This window comes from Massilia sp. (genome assembly GCF_032106685.1).
Classification (GTDB): Bacteria; Pseudomonadota; Gammaproteobacteria; order Burkholderiales; family Burkholderiaceae_D; genus Telluria.
Genome location: NZ_DAMCPG010000042.1, coordinates 15,709 through 26,210 on the forward strand (window position 1 = coordinate 15,709; position 10,502 = coordinate 26,210).

Genomic DNA, 10,502 nt, shown 5'->3' on the forward strand with positions numbered 1-10,502 from the left:
CGCCCGTTGTGCGTCATCGTAGGGTGGGCATCCCGTGCCCACGCGTTACGCACGCAGCCGGTAGTCAGCTGCGGCGATATGTCGCCCGCACAGTAGGCGATGGACGCAGGCCTGGCGGGGTTGAAGTTGGCGGGCGATCAGTTTCAGCAAACACAGAAGGGACACGCACGTAACGCGTGGGCACGGAGTGCCCAGCCTACTCAATCGAGCAAATCGAACAGCGCACGCGCCACCACCTTGGTGGCGCGGCGCAGGTCCTCGAGGTCGATGTGCTCGTCGGCGCGCTTGGCATTGCTTTCGCCGACCGTGCGCGGGCCGCAGCCGTACAGCACCGCCGGAATCCCGCGCTCGCCGAACAGGCGGGCATCGGTGTAGAGCGGGGTGCCGGCCGCCTCGACCGGTTCGTCGAACACGGCGCTGGCGTGGCGCGACAAGGCCTCGACCATCGGCCGGTTCCCCGCCAGCGGCTGCAGCGCATTGGCCAGCAGCAGGCGCCGGATCTCGATCGTGATGCCCGGGAAGTCGGCCACGGCGTCCCCGATCAGCCGGCGCAGCGCCGCCTCGACCTCGGCCGGATTCTCCTCGGGGATCATGCGGCGGTCGAGTTTGAGCACGACCTTGCCCGGCACCACGTTGGTATTCGTGCCGCCTTCGATCAGGCCGACGTTCAGGTAGGGGTGGTTGATGCCCTTGACCTGGCTGCGGGTGCCCTTGTAGATCCGGTTCTGCTCGTAGAGCGCGACCAGGATGCGGGTCGCGGCCTGCAGCGCGTCGACGCCGGTTTCCGGCACCGCCGCATGGCCCATCTTGCCGTTCACCGTGACCTCCATCTGCAGGCAGCCGTTGTGGGCGGTGACCACCTGGTAGCTGAAGCCGGCGGCGATCAGGAGGTCGGGCTTGACGATGCCTTGCTCGAGCAGCCAGCCCGGACCGAGTTCGCCGCCGAATTCCTCGTCGTAGGTGAAGTAGAGTTCGACGCCGCCCTTGAGCGGTGCGCCGAGGGCTTCCAGCGCGCGGGTGGCGAAGGTGAAGGTGGCGAAGTCGCACTTGCTGACCGCGGCGGCGCGGCCATACAGCTTGCCGCCCGCGATCTCGGCGCCGTAGGGCGGATGGGTCCAGCCTTCGCCCGGCGGCACCACGTCGCCGTGCGCATTCAGGGCGACGGTGCGGCCCGCGTCGCTGTACTTGCGGCGCACCACCAGGTTGGTGATGGTCTGCAGCCCGGCCTCCTGCACCACCGGCGCCGGCACCGCATGCTGCTCGGCCTCGAAGCCGAATGCGCGCAGCAGTTCGGTGGTGCGCTCGGCGTGCGGGGCGTTGTTGCCCGGCGGGGTGTCGGTCGGGACGCGCACCAGCTCCTGCAGGAAGCGCACCTCCTCGTCGAAATGGGCGTCGATCCAGGCGTCGAGGTTCTCGTAAGGGCTAGTCGTGGTCATGTCGGGTCCGTGGCAAGTTGGTGGAGGAGGGATTGGAAGGCAAGCACGCACAGTTCGGTGTCGTCGTTGGTGACCGCTTCCAGCGGGTTGTGGCTGATGCCGGCGTTCAGGCCGCGCTGGAACAGCATGGCCTGGGGCATGATCTGGTGCAGCATCATGGCGTCGTGGCCGGCGCCGCTGGGCATGTGGAACACCGGCAGGCCGAGGCTGCCGACCGCATGCTCCCAGCGTGCGCGCAAGGCCTGGTCGCAGGGGGCGGCGGCGGCGCGCATCGATTCTTCCAGCGTGTAGTCGAGGCCGCGCCGCGCGCAGATCGCGCGCAGGCGTTCCTGGATGTCGCGCGCGCAGGCGTCGCGCACTTCGTTGGTGGTGGCGCGCACGTCGAGGCTGAAGCGGCAGCGCCCCGGCACCACGTTAATCGAGCCGTTCGGCACGTCCAGCATGCCGACGGTGGCCACCAGGTCGGGGACGGCCGCGCCGCGTTCCTCGACGTAGAGCACCAGTTCGGCGGCGGCGGCGGCGGCATCGCGCCGCATCGTCATCGGCGTGGTGCCCGCATGGCAGGCGGTGCCGACGATCTCGCCAAAATAACGCACGCTGCCGTTGATCGAGGTGACCACGCCCAGCGGCAGGTCGGCGGCATTCAGCACGGGGCCCTGCTCGATGTGGACTTCGACGAAGCCGAGGTAGCGCGCCGGGTCGCGCCTCAACGCCGCGATGTCTTCGGCGCGCAGGCCGGCCTTCTCGAGGGCGGCGCGCATGGCGACGCCGTCGGCGTCCTGCTGGTCGAGCCAGTTCGGGTTGAATTGCCCGGTGAGGGCGCCGGAGCCGAGGAACACGGCCTTGTAGCGCTGGCCTTCCTCCTCGGCGAAGGCGACCACCTCGATCCCGTAGGGCAGGCGGCGTCCCTGGCGATGCAGTTCGCGCACGCAGGCCATCGGCACCAGGACGCCGAGGCGGCCGTCGTACTTGCCGCCGTTGCGCACGGTGTCGTAGTGCGAGCCGGTCAGCAGGCGCTTCGCATCCCGATCGGTGCCATGGTAGACCCCGACCACGTTGCCGACGGCGTCGATGTTTACCTCGTCGAAACCGCAGTCCTCGCGCATCCAGCGCGCCAGCTGGGCCGCGCAGGCGCAATGGGCGTCGGTGAGATAAGTCACGCACAGTTCGCCGCGTTCGGCATAGCCGGGATCGCTGTGCGCCGCCAACGCCTCGGCCCAGTCCCAGACCAGGTTGCCCAGCACCGGGTCATGGCCGAACTTGTCGTTCAGGCGGATTTCGGCGATGCGGTGGATGTTGCGCAGGGCCTCGTCCAGCTCGAAGGCGGGCTGGTTGGCCAGGCGCCGGGCGAAGGTGGCGATGATCTCGCGCTTGGGCAGGCCGGCGCCGCGCGGGCCGCGCACGGCCAGGATGAAGGGGAAGCCGAAGCGCGCGTTGTAGTCGGCGTTCAGGCGCTGGATGGTGTCGAATTCCTCCGGCGTGCAGTCGGTCAGGCCGGCCTTGTTCTGCTCGTTGGTCGATTCGGCGGTGAGCGACTTCGACACCATGGCCTTGCCGGCCAGTTCGGGGTGGGCGCGGATCAGGCCGAGCTTCGCTTCGCCGGGCGCCCCGCGCACCGCCTCGATCAGGGCGTGCTTGAGCTGGGCCAGGGTGGCAAACGGGCGGCTTTGCCAGGCGCGCGCCGCGATCCAGGGCGAGTGTTCGTAGACGCCGTCGAGCAGGGCGGTGAATTGCGCCTCGTCGGCGGCGTTGAGACGTTCAAGAGTCAGCATGTTACTCCCACATGAAGGCCGTAGCCGGGTCGAAGGGATGGGTGCGCTTCCAGTGGCGCGCGATGTCGATGCGGCGCGCGACCCAGACCCGGTCGTGCTGGCCGATGTAGTCGAGGAAGCGCTGCAGCGCGAGGAAGCGGCCCGGGCGTCCGAGCAGGCGGCAGTGCATGCCGATGCTCATCATGGACGGGCGTTCTTCGCCTTCGGCATAGTGCACGTCGAAGGCGTCGCGCAGGTAAGAGAAGAACGGGTCGCCGTGCGAATACCCCTGGGGCAGGGCGAAGCGCATGTCGTTGCAGTCGAGGGTATAGGGCACGACCAGCTGCGGCGCCTCGCCGCCGTCGCTGCGGCGCACGCGCAGCCAGAAGGGCAGGTCGTCGCCGTAGTAGTCGCTGTCGTACTCGAAGCCGCCGTAGTCGGCCACCAGGCGCCGCGTGTGCGGGCTGTCGCGTCCGGTGTACCAGCCGAGCGCGCGCTCGCCGGTCAGGCGTTCGATGGCTTCCATGCCGCGCGCCATGTGCTCGCGCTCGGTCGCCTCGTCCACGTTCTGGTAGCTGATCCACCTCCAGCCGTGGCAGGCGATCTCGTGTCCCAGTTCGCGGAAGGCGGCGGTCACGTCCGGGCAGCGCTCGAGCGCCATGCCGACGCCGAACACGGTCAGCGGCAGGCCGCGCCGCTCGAACTCGCGCAGGATGCGCCAGACCCCGACCCGCGAGCCGTATTCGTAGATGCTTTCCATGCTCAGGTGGCGCGCCGGGAAGGCGGCGGGGTTAAACATCTCGGACAGGAACTGCTCGCTGCCGGCGTCGCCGTGCAGCACGCTGTTCTCGCCGCCTTCCTCGAAATTCAGGACAAACTGCACGGCGACGCGGGCGCGGCCGGGCCAGTCGGCGTGCGGCGCTCGCTCGCCGTAGCCCTGCAGGTCGCGGGGATAGGTTGGGGTCATGGTCGGCTCAAAGTCAAGGTTGATGGTCAGCGCTTCAGGATCTCGGCCAGGTCGACGCGCTGCGGGTCGAGGTTCAGGTTATGCTGGACGTTGGTCAGATGCTTGCCGACCAGGCGCACGGCGGCCTTGGCGTCGCGCCGCTCGAAGGCGTCGACGATGGCGACGTGCTCGTCGTGGGATTCCTCGGCCGACTGGGTCGACTGGCGCATCAGCGCGATCAGGGAGGAGCGCGTCAGCAGTTCGCTCAGCATCTGCACCAGGACTTCGTTGCCCAGCATCCGGGCCAGCACGATGTGGAAGTCGGCCAGCAGGCGCGTGCGGCCCGACACCTGGGCGCCGGTCACGGCCGCGCGCTCGCACTCCAGGTGTTCGCGCAGCTGGCGGATCTGTTCGTCGGTGATGGTGGCGCACAGCTGTTTCGTCACCGCCGTCTCGAGGATTTCGCGCACCTCGAACACGTCGCGCGCTTCCTCGGCCGTCGGGGTGGCGACGAAGGCGCCGCGCGCCGGCTCCAGTACCACCAGCCGGTCGCGGCTGAGCTGGTTGAAGGCCTGCCGCACCACGGTGCGCGACACCTTGAAGATGTCGCCGATCTTCTGTTCCGACAGCTTGGTGCCGGGCATCAGGCGGCGGTCGGCGATGGCGTTGACGATCGCGTCGACGATGCGCTGGGTGGCGCTGGCCGCGGGGGCGGCCTGGTCCTGGTCCTGGACGCCAAAGGCATCGGGCGCATCGGCCGGCGGCAGGACGATCTTCAGGGGCGGGCGAGGGCGGCTCATGCTTGGCTGGACGATTCGTTAGAAGAATAAATTGTTGACATCATGTCTGAAGTGTATACACTTTTTCTGGGATTGAAAACAAAAAGTGTATGCAATCCAGCTTACCCGGCCCGCATCGGGCCGCCATATAAAGGAGACTCATGGGACACCTCAGCACCCACGTGCTCGATCTCATGCACGGCTGCCCGGCCGCCGGCATGCAGGTCAGCCTGCAACGGATCGACGCCAACGGCGCCACCACGATCAAGACCCTCGAACTGAACGCGGACGGCCGCACCGACGGCGGCCCGCTGCTCGACGCGGCCACCATGGCCACCGGCCGCTACCGCCTGGTATTCTCGGTGGCGCGCTACTTCCGGACGCGCGGCGTCGCGCTGCCGGAACCGGCTTTCATCGACGAGGTGCCGATCGAGTTCGGCATCGCCGACGCGGCCGGCCACTACCATGTGCCGCTGCTGGTCAGCCCCTGGGCCTACTCGACCTACCGCGGTTCATAGGGATTTCAAAAAAGATAAAAACTGTTATGCAAATCTAGCAGGATCGTATACAGTTATTTCGTCGCCGCGGAGCACATCGGCATGCCGGCCCAGTCTGCCGCCGATGGTTGCGATGATCGCCCCTCACAGAGCCCGCTGTGGTGATGGGACAGTACAGCGTCATGGACGCGGTACTTCCTTTTCGCTTGAGGCTCTATGGACACCTACCTGCTCGACTGGGTCAACCTGTTGCTGCGCTGGACCCACGTGATCACGGCGATCGCCTGGATCGGCGCATCCTTTTACTTCGTTTTCCTCGATAACTCGCTGCACAAGCCCACCGCGCCCGACCTGGTGGGCAAGGGCGTCGACGGCGAACTCTGGGCCGTGCACGGCGGCGGCTTCTACAACCCGCAAAAATACCTGGTGGCGCCCAAGGCCATGCCCGAGAACCTGCACTGGTTCTACTGGGAGAGTTACGCCACCTGGCTCTCGGGCTTTGGTCTGTTCACGGTGCTCTACCTGTTCAACGCCGGCACCTTCATGGTCGACCGCACGGTCCACGACTGGTCATCCAGCGCCGCCGTCGCCAGCGCGCTCGGCTTCCTGGTGGCCTTCTGGTTCGTCTACGACATCATCTGCCGCGCCTTCGGCCGCAAGAAAAACGGCGATCTGATCGTCGGCGCCTGCGTGTTCGTGTTCGTGGTGTTCGCCGCCTGGCTGGCCTGCCAGCTGTTCGCCGGCCGCGCCGCTTTCCTGCTGGTGGGCGCCATGCTTGCCACCGCGATGAGCGCGAACGTCTTCTTCTGGATCATTCCCGGCCAACGCAAGGTGGTGGCCCAGCTCAAGGCCGGCCAGCCGGTCGACCCGATCCACGGCTGGCGCGCGAAGCAGCGCAGCGTGCACAACACCTATTTCACGCTGCCGGTGCTGATCGCCATGCTGTCGAACCACTACGGCTGGCTGTATTCGGGTGAGCACAACTGGGTAGTGCTGGTGCTGCTGATGCTGGCCGGCGCGCTGGTGCGGCACAGCTTCGTGGCCCGCCACAAGGCGCTGGTCCTGGGCAAACGCGTGCCCTGGGAACATGCGATGGCGGGCGTCGCGGCCCTGCTGGCGATGGTGGTCTGGCTGGTGCCCCAGCCGGAACCCGCCGTCCCGGTGATGGCGGCGGCGCAGGCCGCCGCCCCGGCGGGTGGCGTGGCTCCAGCAGCCGGCGCCGCCACGGCCCACGCGGTCAGCTTCCAGCAGGTGAAGGGCGTGATCGACCAGCGCTGCGCCATGTGCCACTCGGCCGCGCTGCCGAGCAAGGGCATCGCCTTCGACTCGCCGGCCTCGATCAAGCGCCATGCGCAGCAGATGTACCAGCAGACCGTGGTGCTGAAGGTCATGCCCTTGAATAACGCTACCCAGATCACCGCCGGAGAGCGGGACTTGCTCAAGCGTTGGTACGAAGAGGGCGCCCCGGTCGAGTAAGAACCGGACCCTCACCGGATGGCGGGCCGGTAACTGCGGTCCTCGCCCGGCCAGCAGCATGCATTCTTTGGTTGCAGACTGACGTCAATAATAATCAGGAGACAAGCATGAAACACCAGAGCCGCCATCCGGTGGACGAGAAACTGCCCCTCGGGCGACTGAGCGCACTCGGCCTGCAGCACGTATTGGTCATGTACGCCGGCGCCATCGCCGTACCCTTGATCGTGGGCCGCGCCCTGAAACTGTCGCCGGCGGAGGTCACGATGCTGATCTCGGCCGACCTGTTCTGTTGCGGCCTGGTGACCCTGATCCAGTCCTTCGGGCTGGGTTCCTGGTTCGGCATCCGGCTGCCGGTCATGATGGGCGTCACCTTCGCCGCCGTCGGCCCGATGGTGGCGATCGCGAACGCCGTGCCCGGGGTCGACGGCGCCAGGGCGATCTTCGGCGCCGGCATCGGCGCCGGCCTGCTGGCGATCCTGATCGCCCCCTTGATGAGCCGCATGCTGCGCTTCTTTCCGCCGGTCGTCACCGGCACCATCATCCTGGTCATCGGGGTCAGCCTGATGCGCGTCGGCGTCGGCTGGGCCATGGGCGGCCAGGACTCGGCGGCGCAGACGGTCGACGTCGCGCGCCTGGCGGTCATGGTCGACGACGCCAAGGCCGCCGCCGCAACGGCCTCCGTCATGCCGGAAACCGCGGGGGGAACCGTTGCGGCGCCGGCCCTGAAGCTGGCCGGCCCGATCCCGATGAACCCGAATCCCGCCTACGGCGCCCTCGACGACATGGCGATCGCGGCCTTCGTGCTGGTTGTGGTGCTGGCGCTGGTCAAGTATGCGCGCGGCTTCGTCTGCAACATCTCTATCCTGCTCGGCATCGTCGCCGGCTGCAGCGTGGCCTACGCCGCCGGCAAGATGCACTTCGATAAGGTCGGCAAGGCCAACTGGTTCGAGCTGGTCACGCCCTTCGCCTTCGGCATGCCGACCTTCGACATCGTGATGATCCTGACGCTCACCGTCGTGATGGTGGTCGTCATGATCGAGTCGGCCGGCATGTTCCTGGCGCTGTCCGACATGACCGGGAAGAAGATCGACCAGGCCCAGCTCGCGGCCGGCCTGCGCACCGACGCCCTCGGCACCGTGATCGGCGGCGTCTTCAATACCTTCCCCCACACCAGCTTCTCGCAGAACGTCGGCCTGGTGGCCGTCACCGGCGTGAAGAGCCGCTGGGTCTGCGTGGCGGGCGGCATCATCATGATCGTGCTCGGCATGCTGCCGAAGATGGCCGCGCTGGTCGAGGCGATTCCCCAGTTCGTGCTGGGCGGCGCCGGCCTCGTCATGTTCGGCATGGTGGCGGCGGCCGGCATCCGCATCCTGAGCCGCGTGGACTTCCAGGGCAACCGCTTCAACCTCTACATCGTCGCGCTGTCGATCGGCTTCGGCCTGATTCCCCTGGTGGCGCCGCGCTGGGCCCAGCAGATGTCGCACAACCTGCATCCGCTGCTGGAGTCGGGCATCCTGCTGACCGCCGTGGCTGCGGTGGCGCTGAACCTGTTCTTCAACGGCAGCCGCGACGTGCCGGTCGCCAGCCACGAAGAGCATGGCGGCATGGAGCATTCGGTGGCGCAGGCGGGCAAGGCATGAGGCGCGCATTCCACCCCATCGCCGCCATCGCGCTGGCCGCCGGCGCCGCCGGATTGGCCGGCACCGCCGGGGCGGCCGACTGGAGCGACACCTTGATCGGCTACCGTACCGGCACCCGCTTCGCGGAGCCTTTCAACGCGAACGACATCCGCAAGCACATCGTCCAGTTGAACCACGTCAGCGGCTACAAGTACGGCACCAATTTCGCGAACCTGGACCTGCTCCTGTCCGACAAGACCGATCCGTCCTCGAAAGGCGCGAGCTCGGGCGCCCAGGAGTTCTACCTGGTTTATCGCCACACGGTCGAATGGGGCAAGGCCGGCGGCGCGCCGCTGCGCTTCGGTCCCATTCGCGACGCCGGCCTGACCCTGGGCTTCGACGTGAATACCAAGAACGACGCCGGCTACAACTCGAAGAAGCGGATGGTTGTCGCCGGCCCGACCTTCATGTTCGACGTGCCCGGCATGCTCAATGTCGGCCTGTATGGCCTGTGGGAGAGCAATGCGCCCTACAGCGGCTACACGGGCGTGTCCACGCCGCGCTACCGCTACGACACCCATCCGATGCTGGGCGTGGTCTGGGCCTTTCCGCTGGCGTCAAGCAGGCTGTCGTTCGAAGGCTATGCGAACTTCATCGGCGCCAAGGGCAAGAACGAGTTCGGGCGCGACACCGCGACCGAGACCAACATCGACATGCAGCTGATGCTCGACGTCGGCCCTTATTTCGGTGCCAAGGCCAAGCGCTTCCGGGCGGGCGTGGCCTATCAGTACTGGAAGAACAAGTTCGGCAACAAGTTCGGCAACGACGGCCGCAACATTCCGGGTGCGACCGCCAGGACGCCGATGGTGAAGGCGCAGTATCACTTCTAGCAAGCTCGATGGCCTGCCGGGAGCTCTTCGCCGTGGCATAATCGTCCAGGGCGCGCGGTTCATGCGCGCCCGGTCGATGACAGCAATGATGGAGAGCGAATGGTACTCGAAAGCGCGGAAATTCTGATCAAGCCCGGCATGGAAGCCGAGTTCGAGGCCGGCGTGCGCCAGGCCGCGCCGCTGTTCCAGCGCGCCCGCGGTTGCGCCGGCATGGGGCTCCAGCGCGGCATCGAGAACCCGCGCGCCTACCGCCTGCTGGTGCGCTGGCAGACGCTCGAGGACCATACCGTCCATTTCCGCAACAGCGCGGACTTCCAGGAATGGCGTCGCCTCGTCGGCCACTGCTTCGACGGCGCCCCGACCGTCACCCATCTCGACACCGTGTTCGACGCTTTCTGACCCGCCTCCGTCATGTGCGTCAACTACCGTCCTCCCACGCCCGAGCAGTTCGACAAGTTCGGCTCGCTCGGCGCCTTCAGCGAACTGCCGGCCGACTGGCGCTGGCCGGAAGAAACCTGGAAGGATTACGCCGCGCCCATCCTGCGTGCGGGTGCCGATGGCCGGCCGCAAGCCTGCCTGGCAAGCTACGGCATGGTCCCGCGGCGCCACATCCCGCCCGGCGTCAAGCCCTTCGACACCATGAATGCGCGCGCCGAATCGCTGGTCGAGCGGCGCTCCTTCGCCCCGGCCTGGCGCCGGCTGCAGCTGTGCGCGGTGCCGATGGCCTGGTTCTACGAACCCTGCTACGAGAGCGGGCGCGCCGTGCGCCACGCGATCGGCATGGCGGACGAGTCGCTGTTCTTCGTGGCCGGGCTGTGGCGCGACTGGCAGCAAACGGACGGCGGCATCCAGTCCTCCTTCACCCAGATCACCATCAACGCCGACGAGCATGCGTTGATGCGCCGCATGCACAAGCCGGGCGACGAGAAGCGCTCGCTGGTGATCCTGCCGCACGACGAGGTCGAGGACTGGCTGGCCTGCCGCAGCATCGACGTGGCGCACAGCTTCCTGCGCCATTATCCGGCGGACCGCATGCGCGACTGGCCGGCGCCGGCGGCGGCGCGCGCCAAGGCGCCGCCGCCTTCGCCGAACCTGGAGCTGTTCTGAA

Annotated in this window: 10 protein-coding genes; 6 read left to right on the forward strand and 4 right to left on the reverse strand. The window is 67.5% G+C overall.

Annotated elements, in window-relative coordinates; all coding sequences use genetic code 11:
• Positions 1 to 200: 200 nt before the first annotated feature.
• The 4 genes from RT688_RS19305 to RT688_RS19320 are packed head-to-tail and all read right to left on the reverse strand — an operon-like array spanning position 201 to position 4,933.
• A complete protein-coding gene (locus tag RT688_RS19305) occupies positions 201 to 1,436 on the reverse strand; it encodes an ArgE/DapE family deacylase (RefSeq protein WP_313706471.1) in 1,236 nt (411 codons plus the stop codon).
• Positions 1,433 to 3,208 (reverse strand): 2-oxo-4-hydroxy-4-carboxy-5-ureidoimidazoline decarboxylase, encoded by a 1,776-nt coding sequence (uraD, locus tag RT688_RS19310; RefSeq protein WP_313706472.1) that lies wholly within the window; start codon positions 3,206 to 3,208, stop codon positions 1,433 to 1,435. The genes RT688_RS19305 and uraD overlap by 4 nt, the downstream gene beginning before the upstream one ends.
• 1 nt (position 3,209) lies before the next feature.
• Positions 3,210 to 4,154, reverse strand: coding sequence for an allantoinase PuuE (gene puuE / locus RT688_RS19315; RefSeq protein WP_313706473.1), 945 nt, complete (start codon positions 4,152 to 4,154; stop codon positions 3,210 to 3,212).
• 26 nt (positions 4,155 to 4,180) lie between these two features.
• The gene (locus RT688_RS19320) at positions 4,181 to 4,933 is read right to left on the reverse strand and encodes a GntR family transcriptional regulator (protein ID WP_313706474.1); all 753 of its coding nucleotides are present in this window, start codon (positions 4,931 to 4,933) and stop codon (positions 4,181 to 4,183) included.
• A 140-nt stretch (positions 4,934 to 5,073) separates the two neighbouring features.
• Here RT688_RS19320 and uraH point away from each other — a divergent pair, with 140 nt between their 5' ends.
• The 6 genes from uraH (at position 5,074) to RT688_RS19350 (ending at position 10,501) form a co-directional block, all read left to right on the forward strand.
• On the forward strand, positions 5,074 to 5,430 hold the full coding sequence (gene uraH, locus RT688_RS19325) for a hydroxyisourate hydrolase (protein WP_313706475.1): 357 nt from the start codon (positions 5,074 to 5,076) through the stop codon (positions 5,428 to 5,430).
• Between the two features lie 195 nt (positions 5,431 to 5,625).
• Positions 5,626 to 6,885, forward strand: coding sequence for a urate hydroxylase PuuD (locus tag RT688_RS19330; RefSeq protein WP_313706476.1), 1,260 nt, complete (start codon positions 5,626 to 5,628; stop codon positions 6,883 to 6,885).
• A gap of 107 nt (positions 6,886 to 6,992) precedes the next feature.
• Positions 6,993 to 8,525 (forward strand): nucleobase:cation symporter-2 family protein, encoded by a 1,533-nt coding sequence (locus RT688_RS19335; RefSeq protein ID WP_313706477.1) that lies wholly within the window; start codon positions 6,993 to 6,995, stop codon positions 8,523 to 8,525.
• Entirely contained in the window at positions 8,522 to 9,394 is an 873-nt protein-coding gene (locus RT688_RS19340; protein ID WP_313706478.1) for an outer envelope protein, read from the forward strand. Before RT688_RS19335 ends, RT688_RS19340 begins: the two co-directional genes overlap by 4 nt.
• Positions 9,395 to 9,493: 99 nt before the next feature.
• A complete protein-coding gene (locus tag RT688_RS19345) occupies positions 9,494 to 9,793 on the forward strand; it encodes an antibiotic biosynthesis monooxygenase family protein (RefSeq protein ID WP_313706479.1) in 300 nt (99 codons plus the stop codon).
• A 12-nt stretch (positions 9,794 to 9,805) separates the two neighbouring features.
• Complete coding sequence (locus RT688_RS19350) at positions 9,806 to 10,501, forward strand: SOS response-associated peptidase family protein (RefSeq protein ID WP_313706480.1); 696 nt, start codon at positions 9,806 to 9,808, stop codon at positions 10,499 to 10,501.
• Position 10,502: the final 1 nt, after the last annotated feature.

Bases quoted from the DNA above. Each gene is read 5' to 3' on its own strand.
- RT688_RS19305 (WP_313706471.1), bottom strand. From the start codon at position 1,436: ATGACCACGACTAGCCCTTACGAGAACCTCGACGCCTGGATCGACGCC.
- uraD (WP_313706472.1), bottom strand. From the start codon at position 3,208: ATGCTGACTCTTGAACGTCTCAACGCCGCCGACGAGGCGCAATTCACC.
- puuE (WP_313706473.1), bottom strand. From the start codon at position 4,154: ATGACCCCAACCTATCCCCGCGACCTGCAGGGCTACGGCGAGCGAGCG.
- RT688_RS19320 (WP_313706474.1), bottom strand. From the start codon at position 4,933: ATGAGCCGCCCTCGCCCGCCCCTGAAGATCGTCCTGCCGCCGGCCGAT.
- uraH (WP_313706475.1), top strand. From the start codon at position 5,074: ATGGGACACCTCAGCACCCACGTGCTCGATCTCATGCACGGCTGCCCG.
- RT688_RS19330 (WP_313706476.1), top strand. From the start codon at position 5,626: ATGGACACCTACCTGCTCGACTGGGTCAACCTGTTGCTGCGCTGGACC.
- RT688_RS19335 (WP_313706477.1), top strand. From the start codon at position 6,993: ATGAAACACCAGAGCCGCCATCCGGTGGACGAGAAACTGCCCCTCGGG.
- RT688_RS19340 (WP_313706478.1), top strand. From the start codon at position 8,522: ATGAGGCGCGCATTCCACCCCATCGCCGCCATCGCGCTGGCCGCCGGC.
- RT688_RS19345 (WP_313706479.1), top strand. From the start codon at position 9,494: ATGGTACTCGAAAGCGCGGAAATTCTGATCAAGCCCGGCATGGAAGCC.
- RT688_RS19350 (WP_313706480.1), top strand. From the start codon at position 9,806: ATGTGCGTCAACTACCGTCCTCCCACGCCCGAGCAGTTCGACAAGTTC.